The following is a 16830-nucleotide window of genomic DNA, read 5'->3' as shown; positions in this document are numbered from 1 at the left end:
GGGCTTGCACTAAATGACGGGCAGAGCCGACCGGATATTGCGCTGGTAAATCCGCGATCTCGACATTGTCATAGGCTTCGGCCGTCTTTTTCATAATCGCGATCGCTTCGGGCTTATTCCGCTCAATCCCGATCACAACCTTTGGCGCGCCAACCGCATGAGCAATCAGGCGACCACCGGAAATCACTTCATCGGCATATTCCTGCATCACCCGATCATCGCCTGTCAGATAGGGTTCGCATTCAGCGCCATTCAGCACCACCATTTTAATGGGTTTCTGACTGCTCTGTTCTAATTTGACAGCCGCCGGAAAAGCTGCACCGCCTAAGCCGACCACGCCAGCCCAAGCCACCCGCTCGCGAATTAACTGCGGATCGACTGAAAAAGGATCACTATAGGCTTCAGGTAATTCCGCCCAGCTATCTTTACCATCCGCTTCCAAAACCATCGTCATCCCCGGCAAACCAGAAGGATGGGGCGCGGTCATATTCTGGATTGCCCGAATAATACCAGAGGTTGGCGCATGAATAGGCGCTGATATCCGGCCAGCCGGAGCCGCCAAAAGCTGCCCTTTCCCGACATAGTCACCGATATTTACGACCGCTTCCGCCGGAGCGCCTGAATGTTGGCGCAAAGGCAAGAAATAAAACGGCACAATCGGCAAAGGCTCTATCTTTTTAGCCGTAGTCGCCTGTTTCCGGTAACTGGGATGAATACCCCCACGAACTGAAAATAATTTCATTTCTGCTCCCCTAGCCCAAGCTTTCTTCTTCGGCTTCTTTTTCAAGAGAAGCTTTATAGGCTTTACCCTGTCCGCCATCGGATTCATCTGTTATCCGATTGGCCAATGCCTGTGCCGCAAAGGCCGGATTAGCTAAGCTGTCCTGTATTGCCAGATTAGGTTTATCCCAATGCCAGTTATCCAAGGTGACCGCCACCGGCACCATTTCGATAGCCCCCGTCGGACAAGCTGTTTCACATTTGCTGCAACCATGGCAAACATCAGGAATAATCGTATGCACCTGACGCGCTGCCCCGATAATGGCATCACTGGAACAATCACGAATACAGGCTGTACATCCGATACATAAATCTTCGTGGATCAAAGCGGTTTTGGGGCCGATATCGTCCGCTTGTGACAGATCAAGGCTGACACCCAAGGCCTTGGCCAAGGCTTCGGCAACACTTCTACCCCCAGGGGTACATTGGGTTACAGGCGCGCCATCATGTGCCAAAGCGGCCGCATATTGTGAACAGCCGACATAACCGCATTGTCCGCATTGCGATCCCGGCAACAAAGCCTGTAGCTGGCCTTCAATCGGATCTTCTTCTACCCGCAGCAATTTCGAGGACAGACCCAGCATCAGGCCAAGTGCCAGCCCCATGACAGTCAGGCTTATAATGGCTATCAACATCGTTCTTTCTTCCCGTCTAGTGGACAGACATTCCAGAAAAACCCATAAAAGCCAGCGCCAGCAAACTTGCCGTCACAAAGCCGATAGGAGGGCCTTCAAATAAACGGGGCGTTACCGATAACGCCAATCTTTCACGTAATCCCGCAAACAGCACCATAACGAGGCTGTATCCAACCGAGGAAGCAAAAGCGAAAACCGTGCTGTCCACAAATCCATAATGCTGTTCTACCAACAGCAAGGTAATGCCCAAAACGGCACAATTGGTTGTGATAAGCGGCAAATAAATACCCAAAAGCCGAAACAAGGTCGGCGAAAATTTACGAAAAAATGATTCCGTCAGCTGAACCGCCGAAGCGATAATCAGAATAAAAGTGACCGTTCGAAGATATCCCAGACCAAAGGGGGCGAGTAACCAATGCTCCAAAGCCCAACTGGCCATGGAAGAGGTGGTAATCACAAAGGTGCAAGCCGCCCCCATCCCGACAGCCGTATCGACGCGCGTGGTTACCCCCATAAAGGAACATAAACCTAAAAAGCGCGTTAGAATAACATTGTTGACCAGACAGGCACTTACCACCAGAAGTAGTATATCCGTCACTGTTTTATTCCTTCCTCAGGAGGTCTGAAGGCGAAAAGCTACGCCCCCTTGTTCATATTCCCGCCGGATATATCAACTGACAGACGAAATATGGAATGGGTTCTTTGTAAATTTTTTGAGCAAATCTTATGCCACTCTTATATTTAGCGCTAAATTGGTGATTTTTCAGAGCAAATGCGCCTTTTCTTGGCATTTATTGTCGCAAAAGTGACAAAACAAACACATTATGTCGCCGAAAAGAAAACCTTTCAGTAAAAAGTTCAAGAGATTTTTGAAATTAAAATCTACCAAAAACAAGAATTTTTGAAAAAAATTTCACAAAAAAGCGACAAGTAAATCTTTTATAAAAAGACAAGAGCAGAATCCGTGTCTTTACGCTTTTTAATAATTAAAAAAGCCAAGCCGGATATTCCCAAAAATACCCGCTTGGCTTTTGATATCATGAGCTAGGAAAAGAAGAACGACTCCCTAAAGGGTGCATTCCAAAGTAAAGGAATAGGTTCGCGGTAAACCGGCATAGGCGCTGTTGGTGCCTCCGGCAGCACCGTTGATAGAAGACGGATAAACCGAAGCCCAATAATGTTCATTCATGATATTATTGACGGTAAAACGGGCAACCCAAGGTTTGTTCGCCATTTTGAAAGGATAGCGAATACCAATATTGGCCGTTACAAATTGGGGCGCATATGTCGTATTGGTGTTATTCGCCGCACGCGTTCCGGTGTAACGGACGCTCCCGTTAATCGCCAAACCATTCGCCAGACTCTCTTTTGAAAATGGCAAGGTATAATCAATCAGAATATTCGACTGGACAGGCGGAACCCCAACAATTTCCTTGTGGGAAGTTGTCAGATTGCCCGTCGAACCGACTTTGGCATCCAGCCATGTCACCCCACCCAATACCGACAAGTCATGACGGATATGACCCGCCATCTGGAATTCAAAACCCCAATTTCGCTGGGTGCCATACATGCCATAAACATTCGTGGTTGTATCGACATAGGCATAAGGTCGGGTCATTCTGAAACCGTCGATATTCAAGGACAGATTGCGCCATTTCACCTTATAGCCCAGCTCATATTGCTCGCTTTCATAAGGATTGAGAATCTGGCTGACATTGGCACTTCCAGCCGGTGCCGTCATGCCCTGCTGGATACTGCGCCCCCATGTGAAATAAGCCGTATGATTTTCGATAGGATGATAAATCAGGCTGGTATTCGGGCTAAAAGCGCCTTGGGTATAATTATGGGCAGTGCGGGTGCCGGCCTTATTCCAGCTCGAGGATGTCATCCAGCTCCAACTAAAAGCGCCCAAGATCGACCAATGCTTGTTAAAGGTAATCGTATCGCTGACAATCAAAGATTGATTACGGGCAATGGCCGAACGATAACTACCGGAAGAATGGGGACGACTGCCATAAAATCGGGTTGGATTATAAAGATTGCTGCTACCCAAAGAAAAATTCTGGCTACTGGTTGGGTTATAATTGCTCATGACATAACCATTGGAACCCAATGCCACATCATGACGCACAAATCCGGTATGGAAATGCCCATTTAAATAGGCAAGATTGCTAGCAATTTTAAACCGATAGGCCGTGGCCGCCGAGGCAATTGTCTGTTTATAATCACCGATATTATCAATCAAAGTATTGGCATTGGCAAAGACATCCCGCCACGCATTCTGAAATAAGCCTCCGGCAACAAGACTCCAATTATCACCGAATTGATGTTTGATTTTACCAGAGGCAGTGTCTGTCTGGGCGTTATATCCAGCATAGCTTTGCCCCAGATAAGGGGTGCTAAGATCGGGTGCTTTTGGAAGCTGAATATTGTTACTGTAAGAAAATCCGGGTGCGCCGCCTTTGATGTCATAGACATAATGGCTGGCATTCAATTCGATAACGGTTTGGGGGTCAACATGGATGTCAAAACTACCACTCACCAGATTACGATTGATATGCCCTGTTCTGACATAGTTGGAACCCGCACCATGAACCAGATTGACGCGATAGCCGAACCAGTTGTTTTTACCCGTTGATCCTGAAATATCGGCCGCCTCGGTTACGGTACCACGGGAATCAATTCCGACCGAAAAATCTTCCATCATTTCGGTTGTCGGTCTTTTCAACGTATATTCAAAGGTGCCTGCCGGATTTTGGGGGCCATAGATCGCACCGGCTAATCCATTCAGAACTTGGAGATTTTCAAATTGCTCGGCGGCATAAGGGGTTGTCGTCGCAATATTAAAACCATCCATTCGACTATTGGCAATCACATCCGCTTCAAAGCCTCGGGATTGAGGACGGGAGGTTCCTGGATCACCGCGCATTTCCAGCTGCACAGAAGGCAAATATTGCATCAAATCGTTGACATTTCGCGCTTGCTGGTTGCGGATAACATCATGAGGCACACTTAAAATTGAAAAAGGGGCGTTTTCTGGCTTCATATCACCCAAAGGGCCAAAATTGACGACCGGTAAAGCGGTTCTCGCTCCGGTTCCGTTTTCTATTTTGGCATTAACGGTGATGTCTTTGGCGGAAACAACCTCTCGCCCTGATTTCTGATTGGATATTGATGGCTTCTTTTTATTCGAATCATTTTGAGGAGATTCCTGGCCAAGAACAGAATCATTACTGTAATCGGTAGGGGGTTCTGCTTTGCTTTCGGTCATCAATCCTATTGATAATATTGCAGAATATAAAAGCAGCGTCTTATAGGATTGTCTTTTTTGCATCACCCGCCCTCAAAAAAATATCAATGATCGGGCAATTTTAAAAATTTTATTATAAAAATCAAATAAAAATAAACACAAATATACAAAATGAAAGGAATAATCATTATTAAGTTTTAAAAAATCCAAGATAAAAGCAAGAAAAATCTAAAAGATAATCTCAAATAGCATTGAGTAATAAAATATTATATTAAAATAATTGATTGTAATTTTATATTTTTAAAATATTGATTATGTAAAAAAACATCCAATAATATCCATATCTATTCTAAAAAATTTTATAATTTTAATTTATAATGTTAATTTTTTATAAAAACATGAATAAATATTTTGTTATTATTGTATTCAGCAAAATATCTTGCTCCAAAAACTAAACATTTCAAAATATGACAAGGGATAGGAGGAAACAGCCTGATACCTCCCTAGTAAAAATTAAAAGGGCTTCATTATAGGCAACAAGATACGGTAACTTATTTATATTTAAAGCATTTTTTATCTTATAAAAATCTACATATTGATTCTTATTTATTTTATTGTTGCACTTTGCCAGTGATTAGCTATCCTGACATCCAATAGAGCTCGAGTAATTTCGACCTCATCAAAAGTTATTCCCCCCCGTTTAGATAACAGAATAGGGGATCTGACCATGCCTTCAAAACAATTTGCTTATAAAGATATGTCGCTAGGGAACAGAACGGCTTGGCCGGATATGGCCTTGTTTGGCCTTTATGAAATCTCAAAAATTCTCTGTGCGCCAATGGAAACAGTAACCCTTATCAAGCGGGTCATTTCTGTTCTTGAAAGTTTTATTGATCTCGATCACGCGATTATTGCGTTTTTTGATGAAGATCAGGAAGCTGAAATTCTAGTGGGTGCCAAAAGCGACCAGCAAGGTGCCAAGATATATTTTGACTCTATCCCCGAACAAATTGTTGGACAAATTGTGACGGGAAAGATGCCAGTTATCATCAGGGATATTTCCAAAGACCCGTATTTTTCAAATAGCCGGTCTCATATCTGGCATATCAATCAAAAAAGCTGTGTCATCGGTGTTCCGATTTTGGATCGAGATAAAGTCTCCGGTATTTTGTTGATAGACCGCCCGACACCCAGAAATGAAAGAGAAGCTCTGGCACCGGATAGAGATGCTCGCTTATTATCTATGGTTGCGGCTCTTTTGGGGCAAACCGCAAGACTGCATCAGATGATCCGGCGCGAACATGAATTTCTGCTTCGGCAATCCAGTCATGCCGTCCCACGTCCAGCCGAAAACACCCATCACCCCCGTATTATCGGGGACAGCCCAATCATTCGATCGATCCTCGAAAAAATCAATCTTATTGCCAAAAATAACGTGACAGTCTTGCTACGCGGAGAATCTGGCACGGGGAAAGAACTTTTTGCCCAAGCCATTCATCAATCATCTCCCCGAAAAGAGCTGCCTTTTATCAAATTAAACTGCGCAGCCTTGCCAGAATCGGTTCTAGAATCCGAATTATTCGGACATGAAAAAGGCGCTTTTACCGGCGCTGCCCAAATGCGGAAAGGCCGTTTCGAGCTGGCAGATGGTGGCACTCTTTTTCTGGATGAAATTGGCGAAATATCACCCAATTTTCAGGCCAAATTATTGCGCGTTTTGCAAGAAGGTGAATTTGAACGGGTTGGCGGCACCAAAACCTTAAAGGTCAATGTCCGTGTTATCGCTGCAACCAATGTCAATTTGGAAGAGGCAGTCAGCCGTGGCAATTTCAGAGCCGATCTTTACTATCGCCTAAGCGTCATTCCCATTTTTCTTCCTCCCTTGCGTGAACATCCATCAGATATTCCCCTGCTGGCAAAAGAATTTTTGCGGCATTTCAATCTGGAAAATAAAACGCATCTGACCATTGACCAAAATGCCTTGGATGTTCTGTCCCATTGTTATTTTCCGGGTAATATCCGAGAGCTTGAAAACTGTATTCGACGGACGGCTACCCTTGCCAGAAATACAGAAATTACTGCCGAAGATTTCACCTGTTATAATGACAATTGTCTGTCCTCTATTTTCTGGCATCGCGAAGAAGAGGAAAAAACCCAGCATATCTGCAAAAATCATGGTTTAGAAAGTGAAATAAACGAATGTCCTTCTGCCCAGCATTGTCAGGCTGCATCCAATGCAGAAGACAGGACAGATTTAGCCTTCCCCAAGGAAAAAGCGACACAATCGGAATTTCGTAGCCAAAAAGAACAACTGATCGACGCTATGGAACAAGCCGGTTGGGTGCAGGCAAAAGCCGCCCGTATCCTAGGCATGACCCCGCGTCAGATAGGCTATGCGCTGCGGAAAAACGGTATATCTATTAAGAAATTCTAAAGCCGTTTTCTGTAACGCCATTACCTTATTTTGAGCCAATAATGTCCGATTATTCCAAAAATTTTACTGATACCGACAATTTTGTAAGAGTTAAGACAATTTATGTTTGAAACAAAAAGGCCATTTCCCTGAATTTAAAGCGATGTCTGGTTATGGCACGTCCGTTGCATACCTTTTGGTAAAGCGTGTTAGCCGTTAGGAATGTTATGTCCCAGCTCATCCATATCCAGCCATTGGAATCTAAAGGGGGTATCCCTAGCCCCCGCCCCCAAACAGAGGGTTGCGCTTCATCGGCCTGTGGCAAAATGTCAGATGCTCATGGCTTGGCAGATGACATCTGGGAAAAAGTCAAAGACCATCCCTGCTATTCCGAAGAGGCACATCAATATTTTGCCCGTATGCATGTGGCGGTCGCTCCGGCTTGCAATATCCAATGTAATTATTGCAACCGGAAATATGACTGTGCCAATGAAAGCCGCCCGGGGGTCGTCTCGGAAAGGCTGACACCGGAACAAGCTTTGCGAAAAGTCATTGCTGTTGCCAATGAAGTATCCCAGCTTTCGGTTCTGGGTATCGCAGGCCCCGGAGATGCCTGTTACGATTGGGAAAAAACCAAAGAAACCTTTGAAGAGGTGGCCAAGGTTATTCCCGATGTAAAATTTTGCCTTTCAACCAATGGATTGGCTTTGGCGGATTGTATCGACGACATTGCCAAGATGAATATTGATCATGTCACTTTGACGATCAATATGGTTGATCCTGAAATCGGGGCAAAAATCTATCCTTGGATCTTTTTCAATAATAAACGCTGGACAGGGATAGAAGCCTCCCGAATTCTGCATGAACGGCAAATGCTGGCATTAGAATTGCTGAAAGAACGCGGCATTCTGACCAAAGTCAATTCGGTCATGATACCGGACATCAATGACACGCATTTGTTGGAAGTTAATCGGGTCGTCAAAGAAAAAGGCGCATTTCTTCATAATATCATGCCGCTAATTTCTGATCCAGCGCATGGAACCCATTTTGGCCTGACCGGACAGAGAGAGCCCAGTCATCAGGAATTGATGGCACTTCAAAATCAATTAGCCGATGGCACAAAATTGATGCGCCATTGTCGGCAATGTCGGGCGGATGCCATTGGCTTATTGGGAGAAGATCGCGGGCAAGCTTTCTCGATGGATAAAATCCCCGAAACACTGGAATATAACCCCGCCAATCGTGCCAGCTATCGTGAAATCGTTGCCCAAGAGCGAGGTGAACATCTGCAACAGAAGAAATCGGCGGAAAGAAAATTGGCCGAATTAGAGGCCAAGCCGACTATCCTTGCTGCCGTTGTTTCCAAGCAAGGCGGGCGGATTAACCAGCATTTTGGGCATGCCCAAGAATTTCAGATTTACGAAGTTTCCCCTTATGGCGTAAAATTCATCAGTCATCGCAAAATTCCGCTTTATTGTGCGGAAGGCAATGGCGATGACCAACGGCTGGATAATATTATCACAGCCTTAGAAGGTATTCAGGCGGTTTTATGCGCCCGTATTGGGGATTGTCCTCGAGAAAAACTGGAAAAAGCGGGTATCGAGGTCAATGTTGCTTATGCCCATGACTGGATAGAAAGTGGCCTTTCTTCTTGGTATGCGGCACGGTTTTCCAAAGAGAATCGCCGGATAGCCTGAATATCCGTTTATCATTACTTTAGTAGAAGGATTGGAACTATGTCTTATAAAATTGTTGCTGAAAATTGCACCGCTTGTGGCGCTTGTGAATTTGAATGCCCCAATTCAGCGATCAAAATGAAAGGCGATGTTTTCATCATTGATCCTAATAGCTGCACCGAATGCGACGGTCAGTTTGATGAACCGCAATGTGCCGCCATCTGCCCGATGCCAGACACCTGCATTCCGGCCTGATTTTAAATTCTGACTTCGGGAAAGGCTGAATGGATGAATGACGAAAATGAAATTCAAAAAGCACCGGTCTTTCCCGTTGGAACCAAGGTTAAATCACGCCTTCATATCAAAAATGACGGAACTTTTATCGGTGCCGATATCGGCGAAATCCTGATTAACAAAGGCGATGTCGGTTATATCCGCGATATCGGTGTCTTTCTTCAACGCTATTATATTTATGCCGTCGATTTTGTCGAACGCGGCAAAATTGTCGGTATGCGGAAACGAGAATTAGACATCGCGCTTTAGACTTCTTTCGGAGACACAATATGAAAATAATGCTGCGCCAAACAGCAAGAGGGCTTTCCGTCTATGTTCCGAAAAAAGACCTTGAAGAAGCGGTTATCGAACAGGAAAAGCCTGATATTTGGGGCGGCTGGATACGCTTAAAAAACGGCTGGACATTGGAATTGCCGGATATGGCCGCCGATACCCCATTACCGATTACTATCGAAGCGCGTAAACGCGCAGAAGAAAACTGATGGATATCCTGTCAGATATTTCTGACCATTTATCGCGTCAGGCTCTCGCTTTTTATCTAGGCCCCGATGTCACCGCGATCACCGCTAATCAGTGGACACCGGTTTCAATAAAGGGGCTAGCCGATTTTTTCGGGAAGAAGGTAGCCCTTCCCAAACGGGCAAAAGGTAATCCTTGGGCAGCCGCGCAATATATCGAAAGCCGCCGCCATCGAAAAACCCTGACAGCGATTATGAATGCCGCCTTTGAAAATCCGGTAATCCCTTCCCCACTGCATCAACTCATCGCCGCGCTTCATCCCCCGCTTATCGTTGACAGCTGGTATGATGGTGCCATGCGTCAGGCTTTATCCCAAGACAAGACTTTAAAATGGGGCGAAATTCAAGGCATCAATCACGCAGCGATTAACGAATATCGTTGGTTCATAGCCTATGATGCCACAGGCGAAGAAGTCCCGATGGAAAGCGTCAAAGAATGGCAAACCCTTCTTTACAAGCCCCATGGCTCTGTTGCACCGCATCAAAATTATCTGATTTCAGATTCCGATTATGTCGAAGTCTTGACCGAAATTGATATTCAGACCCCGATTCCTGAATCGGTGCAAGAAAGACGGTCATCATGCAGCTTCCTGTTCATCGGTTGCCATTTTGATGACCAAATGCTGAGAAGTTTTGCAAGGCAGATCATCAAAAGATCAAAAGCGCCTCATTTCGCCCTAGTTGATATCGAGAATCTGACCAGAAATGAGCGGCGTTTTTTAGAAGAGATGCAGATAATTGCGCTACCACTTTCACTCAAAAAAATAGCAGATTTTTTATCTGATTATCTTTCATCAGCTCTCCCCGAAAAGAGAGCTGAATAACACTTGCCTCTTTTATAAAGATACGCTGATCGTTCCCCTGAAATTCAGTGGAGCGCCTGGCATGTTCAGATTGGCATTGGTGCCATGTCCCGAAACGACATAATGGGCATTCGACAGATTATAGGCATTGATCTGGAAACGATATCGCCCGAATTGCGCCCACCCCATGGCATCACCGGTCACATAATGCGGTAAAATAACAGTATTGCTTGGATCAGCCCAACGATTACCCACATAATTCATGCCGCCGCCAATACCGAAATGCTTGCCGAAACTCTTGGTGATATAGAAATTGCCTTGGTTATGAGGTGCCAAAGTGCCTTCTTTCCCAACATAAGCCGGCACAGCCGAAGCCAGATTTTTGGTTCTTAAATAGGCATAACCCGCAATCAAATGAATATCTTTCCCGACATCAAGGGTGGCAGAAAATTCAGCCCCCTCATTGCGTTGGGTGCCTATCGCCATCGTGCTATTATCCAGCGGATTGGTCGCCTGAATATGGGTTTTCTTAATGATAAAACCGGCAATCTGTATCGTTAAGCGATCATGCCATAGGTTATATTTGGCACCGATTTCCTTTGACGTTGTCGCAGAAGGAATCAAATCCGCTTGCTTGGCAACAATATTCAGCGTTTCACCAGAGGGCTGATAACTTTTACTCCACGAAATATAATAGGATTGGTGGTTATCAGGTTCATAGGTCAAACCAACACGGGGACTCCATGTATGATCAAGGCGATGGGCATAGCTCGCAGAGCCTGCCAAAGGTAAAGTCGTCTGACTAAAGGAATCCCAGCGGATACCCGCTAGCAATTTAAATCCATGAGAAAAATCGACCGCATCCTGAATATACAGACCATAATCATAAAAAATGCCGCGATTCTGGTTGGTAATACTGGTAAGGTCATCACCTGTAATAGTGGGTAAGACCGGATTATAGGCATCGACATAAAAACTAGCTTTCTCGGCTGCCGAAGCATTCTTACCGGGATAAGTCGCATAGGTAGTCGAAAGTTTACTTTGGCGGGAAACTTCAAAACCATAAAGCAGTGTCTGATGAATCTTGCCGCTGTCGATTTTTTGCGTCAGCTCTAACTGGTTATCCCATCCGTTTTCGTCTCGGGAAGCCGGATGGTGGGAAAGCTGGACTAATCCATCGACAACCCCGCTTGCGGGACTGGTATTGCCCCGAAACATTTTATAATCATAATGACGAAAGCCATCCCTTAATGATAAATTATCGGAAAAATGGTGGACGGCGTTGATCGTCTGGGAAAATACGGTTGATTGGGTATAGTCATATTTAGCCGCATCGGCTGACCCGTAATAGATTTCGGGGTGATCGACATTGATTGTGCGACCATTCAAAGAAGGATTGCCCAAATCGGCAATTCGGCGATCTTTCAAATAATCAGCCTGAACGGTCACAACTGTATCAGTGCCTTTCCCATACATGAAAGAGGGCGCTATAGCGAAACGATGGACAAATTGTTGATCGCGATAACTATCACCATTCTCGATGGCGCCCGTTAAACGGAAACCATTACCCGTTCTTTTGCTGTTACGACCAAAGTCCCATTGACCACGATAATCATTCCATGACCCACCGGTAAAAGTCACATTGGTGATATTGGTATCAGCTTGTTTTGTCACCCGATTGACAATACCGCCCGCCGATCCGCGTCCAAAGAGAGCAGCCGAAGGGCCTTTCAAAACCTCGATATTTTCAATATTGGACATATCCCTGAAATAAAGGGCATCATCTCGAAAACCATTTACAAATTCATCACCAAAAGCATTAAAGCCACGGATGAAAACCTGATCGCGCTGACCGTCTCCCGTAGAGAAAGAAACACCCGGAACATTTTTCAAGGCATCTTGCTGGGACAGAACCATCTGATCCCGCATTAACTGCGCCGATACAGTGTTGACTGTTTGGGGTAAATCACGATTGGCAATATCTATCTTGGCCGCCATATTGCGTTTTTGCCCATAGTCATCGCTGTCTTTTTTGGCGGTGATAACCAGATCAGTGGGATCGTCTTTTTTACCTTTTGCAGCATGTGATGGCGATGATATCAAAAGAGCAAAAAGACAGGTTCCGCTTTGCAGCATACCCCATTTCTGTAACGGGTTTCTCATTCATTCCCCTATTTTTTATTGATAACGTCTCGCAATGGAAAGGGAATATGATAACAAAAATAATGAGAATCAATATCACAATTAACCCGTAGAATAATTTACCTTTTATCCGTGCCTTAAAAACACACATTATTATTTTATAATAAAAGATTAAAAATTATAAATATCATATGTTTTGCGACATCATAATGTATGATTTGTCGCGCTTCGAACAAAGAACCTTACAATTTATAAATCGCCCTCCTTTTTTCCGGCAATGACCGAGCCTATACGCGCCTTTTTATGGGCAATCTTGGAATTGGCACGCTGTTTGCGATGAAATGACTGTCGGGCCGAACGGTCCGCCTATCGCGACTTATCGGAAACAGGACAGTATCATGAGCAAAATTCGCCAGATTGCTTTTTACGGCAAGGGAGGCATCGGAAAATCAACGACCTCTCAAAATACACTCGCGGCCTTGGTCGAACTTGGCCAGAAAATCCTTATTGTCGGCTGCGATCCCAAGGCCGATTCCACCCGCCTTATTCTTAATTCCAAGGCACAAGATACGGTGTTGAGTCTGGCTGCTGAAGCCGGATCGGTCGAAGACCTTGAACTCGAAGATGTCCTGAAACTCGGCTACAAAGATATTAAATGCGTAGAATCCGGCGGGCCAGAACCGGGCGTTGGTTGTGCTGGTCGCGGGGTTATTACCTCGATCAACTTCCTCGAAGAAAATGGCGCCTATGACGATGTCGATTACGTTTCTTATGACGTTTTGGGCGACGTTGTTTGCGGCGGCTTTGCTATGCCTATCCGCGAAAATAAAGCGCAAGAAATCTATATCGTTATGTCTGGCGAAATGATGGCACTTTATGCTGCCAATAATATCGCCAAAGGTATTTTGAAATATGCTGGCACCGGCGGTGTTCGCTTGGGTGGTCTGATCTGTAACGAACGCCAGACCGACCGTGAATATGAATTAGCCGAAGCCTTGGCAAAACGCCTAAATTCCAAGCTGATCCATTTTGTTCCACGGAACAATATCGTGCAGCATGCCGAATTACGGAAGCAAACCGTGCTTCAATATGCACCGGATTCCGATCAGGCCAATGAATATCGTGAATTGGCCAGAAAAATCCACGAAAATTCAGGGAAAGGCACCATCCCGACCCCGATCACGATGGAAGAATTGGAAGAAATGCTGCTCGAATTCGGCATCATGAAAACCGAAGAGCAAGAGCTGGCTGAACTCGCTGCCAAGGAAGCTGCGGTTGCCAAGTAAGGAGCCCAAGATGAGCTTGAATGAGGAAGAAACCATCTTCAACACCCGCCTCATCGAGGAAGTGCTTGAAGCCTATCCGGCCAAGGCCAAAAAGCGCCGTCAGAAACATCTGACGGTTGCCAAAGCCCCCGATACCGACGCCGATCCCGGTGCCTTGAGCGAATGCAGCGTTAAGTCGAATATCAAATCCATTCCGGGTGTGATGACGATCCGCGGCTGTGCTTATGCCGGCTCAAAAGGCGTGGTCTGGGGGCCTGTCAAAGACATGGTTCATATCAGCCATGGCCCCGTTGGTTGCGGCCATTATTCATGGTCACAACGCCGGAATTTCTATAACGGCACCACCGGCGTGGACAGTTTTGTCACCATGCAATTCACCTCCGATTATCAGGAAAAAGATATTGTTTTCGGCGGTGATAAAAAGCTGAAAAAAATTCTAGCTGAAATTGACGAGCTGTTCCCGCTTAATCATGGCACGACCATTCAATCAGAATGCCCAGTCGGCTTGATCGGTGACGATATTGAATCCGTTGCCCGTGAACAGAAAAAAATCAGCGGGAAAACCATCGTTCCGGTGCGGTGCGAAGGCTTTCGCGGGGTATCGCAGTCTTTGGGTCATCATATCGCCTGTGATGTCATTCGTGACTGGGTGCTTGACCAAGACGGTAATCAGGTTCCCTTTGAACCCTCCCCTTATGATGTCAATATCTTGGGTGACTATAATATCGGTGGTGATGCGTGGTCTTCCCGTATTCTTCTTGAAGAAATGGGTTTGCGGGTAATCGGTAGCTGGTCGGGTGATGCCACTTTGGCCGAAATCGAACGCGCGCCAAAGGCCAAGATGAATCTGATCCATTGCTATCGGTCATTGAATTACATCAGCCGCTATATGGAAGAAAAGCACGGTATTCCGTGGATGGAATATAATCTTTTTGGCCCTAGCCAGATTGCAGCCTCCCTTCGCAGTATTGCCGAGCATTTCGATGACAAGATCAAAGAAGGGGCTGAACGCGTCATCGCCAAATATCAGCCTTTGGCCGATGCAGTGATTGCCAAATATCGCCCCCGCCTCGAAGGCAAAAAAGTCTTGCTTTATGTCGGCGGATTGCGGTCACGCCATGTCGTTAATGCCTATACCGATTTGGGTATGGAAATCGTCGCGACCGGCTATGAATTTGCCCATAACGATGATTACCAGCGGACAGGCCATTACGTCAAAGAAGGCACGTTAATTTATGACGACGCCTCAACCTATGAGCTGGAAAAATTCATCGAGGCTATTCGCCCCGATCTGGTCGGTTCCGGCATCAAGGAAAAATATGCGGTTCAAAAAGCCGGCATACCATTCCGCCAGATGCATTCATGGGATTATTCAGGGCCTTATCATGGTTATGACGGCTTTGCCATTTTTGCCCGTGACATGGATTTGGCCATCAATAGCCCAGTCTGGGGCATGTTCAAAGCCCCTTGGAAAACCGCCGCTTAAATGGGGCAGCCTATGGCAGGGCAAAGTCCCTGCCACCCCTGATAAAAGAGGATTAGACGATGCCTCAATCTGTTGAAAAAACCCTTGATTATGCCTCTCTCTTTCTGGAACCAGAATATAAAGAGATGCTGTCGGCCAAAAGCAAACTTGAAAATATGCCAGAAGCCGACAAGGTCAAAGAAATTGCCGATTGGACTAAAAGCTGGGAATATCGCGAGAAAAACTTTGCCCGCGAAGCCCTGACGATCAATCCTGCAAAATCATGCCAGCCTTTGGGGGCGGTCTTTGCCGCCGCCGGTTTTGAAGGCACGTTAAGTTTTGTGCATGGCTCACAGGGATGTGTTGCCTATTACCGTTCTCATCTTGCCCGTCATTTCAAAGAACCGGCTTCGGCGGTATCTTCCTCCATGACCGAAGATGCAGCGGTTTTTGGCGGTTTGAACAATATGGTGGATGGGCTGGCGAATGCCTACAGCCTATATAACCCGAAAATGATTGCGGTTTCGACTACCTGCATGGCCGAAGTGATCGGGGATGATCTCCAATCCTTTATCAATACCGCGAAAGAAAAAGGCTCGGTTCCCGCTGATTTCAATGTGCCTTTTGCTCATACACCAGCCTTCGTTGGTAGCCATGTAACGGGCTATGACAACATGATGCGGGGTATTCTGGAAAATTTCTGGAAAGATAAAACGCGAAGCCCCAATGACTCTATCAATATCATTCCGGGTTTCGATGGTTATGCCGTCGGCAATAACCGTGAATTAAAACGGATGCTTGATCTGATGGGCGTGAAATACACGATCCTGTCTGATGTATCCGACCAATTCGATACGCCTTCAGATGGTGAATTTCGGATGTATGATGGTGGCACTTCTTTGGAAGCGGTTGCCGATGCCATCAATGCCAAAGCCACGGTTTCAATGCAGTCTTACTGCACGCCGAAAACGCTCGAATATATCGAAAATACCGGACAGGAAACCGTCGCCTTCCATTATCCATTAGGCGTATCAGGCACCGACGATTTTCTGATGAAAATTTCGGAATTGACCGGAAAAGCCATTCCGGCTGAACTCGAAAAAGAACGCGGTCGTCTGGTCGATGCCATTACCGACAGCCAAGCCTATCTCCATGGCAAAAGCTATGCGATTTATGGCGATCCTGACTTTGTTTACAGCATGGCACGCTTTGTCATGGAAACGGGTGGCGAACCCCGCCATTGCCTTGCCACCAATGGCAGCAAGGCATGGGAAAAGAAAATGCAGGCGCTATTCGACAGCTCTGCTTTTGGCCAAGATTGCAAAGCATGGGGTGGCAAAGATCTTTGGCATATGCGTTCCCTGCTCGCGACTGAAAAAGTCGATATGCTGATCGGGAATTCCTATGGAAAATATCTCGAAAAAGATACGGAAACCCCGCTTGTTCGGCTAACTTTCCCGATTTTCGATCGGCATCACCATCACCGCTTCCCGTTATGGGGCTATCAAGGCGGCATTAGAGTGGTTGTTGCCCTGCTCGACAAGTTTTTCGATGAAATGGACAAGAAG

General features: G+C 45.9%; 14 protein-coding genes. 9 read left to right on the top strand and 5 right to left on the bottom strand.

What is annotated here, in order from left to right; translation table 11 throughout:
* The 4 genes from LDL18_RS03270 to LDL18_RS03255 all read right to left on the bottom strand — a co-directional run.
* Positions 1 to 742 (bottom strand): RnfABCDGE type electron transport complex subunit C (locus LDL18_RS03270; RefSeq protein WP_296506976.1); only part of this gene is annotated, 742 nt, incomplete at its 3' end.
* Positions 743 to 752: 10 nt separating this feature from the next.
* Positions 753 to 1415, bottom strand: a complete 663-nt coding sequence (locus tag LDL18_RS03265) for an RnfABCDGE type electron transport complex subunit B (RefSeq protein WP_296506975.1) — start codon at positions 1413 to 1415, stop codon at positions 753 to 755.
* A gap of 16 nt (positions 1416 to 1431) precedes the next feature.
* Positions 1432 to 2013: an electron transport complex subunit RsxA gene (gene rsxA / locus LDL18_RS03260; RefSeq protein WP_011241547.1), complete on the bottom strand. Its 582-nt coding sequence runs from the start codon at positions 2011 to 2013 to the stop codon at positions 1432 to 1434.
* Between the two features lie 468 nt (positions 2014 to 2481).
* The gene (locus LDL18_RS03255; protein ID WP_296506974.1) at positions 2482 to 4686 is read right to left on the bottom strand and encodes a TonB-dependent receptor; all 2205 of its coding nucleotides are present in this window, start codon (positions 4684 to 4686) and stop codon (positions 2482 to 2484) included.
* 706 nt (positions 4687 to 5392) lie between these two features.
* On the opposite strand from LDL18_RS03255, the gene nifA reads away from it, so the two are divergent.
* The 6 genes from nifA (at position 5393) to LDL18_RS03225 (ending at position 10390) form a co-directional block, all read left to right on the top strand.
* Positions 5393 to 7099, top strand: coding sequence for a nif-specific transcriptional activator NifA (nifA, locus tag LDL18_RS03250; protein ID WP_296506973.1), 1707 nt, complete (start codon positions 5393 to 5395; stop codon positions 7097 to 7099).
* A gap of 206 nt (positions 7100 to 7305) precedes the next feature.
* Positions 7306 to 8775, top strand: coding sequence for a nitrogenase cofactor biosynthesis protein NifB (gene nifB / locus LDL18_RS03245; RefSeq protein WP_296506972.1), 1470 nt, complete (start codon positions 7306 to 7308; stop codon positions 8773 to 8775).
* Positions 8776 to 8814: 39 nt separating this feature from the next.
* Entirely contained in the window at positions 8815 to 9009 is a 195-nt protein-coding gene (locus LDL18_RS03240; RefSeq protein ID WP_011241551.1) for a 4Fe-4S binding protein, read from the top strand.
* A 33-nt stretch (positions 9010 to 9042) separates the two neighbouring features.
* Positions 9043 to 9297: a nitrogen fixation protein NifZ gene (locus LDL18_RS03235; RefSeq protein WP_011241552.1), complete on the top strand. Its 255-nt coding sequence runs from the start codon at positions 9043 to 9045 to the stop codon at positions 9295 to 9297.
* Between the two features lie 20 nt (positions 9298 to 9317).
* A complete protein-coding gene (gene nifT / locus LDL18_RS03230; protein WP_011241553.1) occupies positions 9318 to 9530 on the top strand; it encodes a putative nitrogen fixation protein NifT in 213 nt (70 codons plus the stop codon).
* Entirely contained in the window at positions 9530 to 10390 is an 861-nt protein-coding gene (locus LDL18_RS03225) for an SIR2 family protein (RefSeq protein ID WP_296506971.1), read from the top strand. The genes nifT and LDL18_RS03225 overlap by 1 nt, the downstream gene beginning before the upstream one ends.
* Positions 10391 to 10402: 12 nt before the next feature.
* Here the strand turns inward: LDL18_RS03225 and LDL18_RS03220 are convergent, their stop codons facing one another.
* The gene (locus tag LDL18_RS03220) at positions 10403 to 12532 is read right to left on the bottom strand and encodes a TonB-dependent siderophore receptor (RefSeq protein ID WP_296506970.1); all 2130 of its coding nucleotides are present in this window, start codon (positions 12530 to 12532) and stop codon (positions 10403 to 10405) included.
* A 377-nt stretch (positions 12533 to 12909) separates the two neighbouring features.
* Here LDL18_RS03220 and nifH point away from each other — a divergent pair, with 377 nt between their 5' ends.
* The 3 genes from nifH to nifK form a co-directional block, all read left to right on the top strand.
* On the top strand, positions 12910 to 13797 hold the full coding sequence (gene nifH, locus LDL18_RS03215; protein ID WP_296506969.1) for a nitrogenase iron protein: 888 nt from the start codon (positions 12910 to 12912) through the stop codon (positions 13795 to 13797).
* 10 nt (positions 13798 to 13807) lie between these two features.
* On the top strand, positions 13808 to 15283 hold the full coding sequence (gene nifD / locus LDL18_RS03210; RefSeq protein WP_296506968.1) for a nitrogenase molybdenum-iron protein alpha chain: 1476 nt from the start codon (positions 13808 to 13810) through the stop codon (positions 15281 to 15283).
* 59 nt (positions 15284 to 15342) lie between these two features.
* Positions 15343 to 16830, top strand: a 1488-nt coding sequence (gene nifK, locus LDL18_RS03205; RefSeq protein ID WP_296506967.1) for a nitrogenase molybdenum-iron protein subunit beta, incomplete at its 3' end; no start/stop codon positions are given.

This window comes from Zymomonas sp., assembly GCF_020216885.1.
GTDB lineage: Bacteria > Pseudomonadota > Alphaproteobacteria > Sphingomonadales > Sphingomonadaceae > Zymomonas.
Note: the sequence above shows the minus strand (reverse complement) of the source record. Positions and strands in the feature narration are given on the sequence as shown.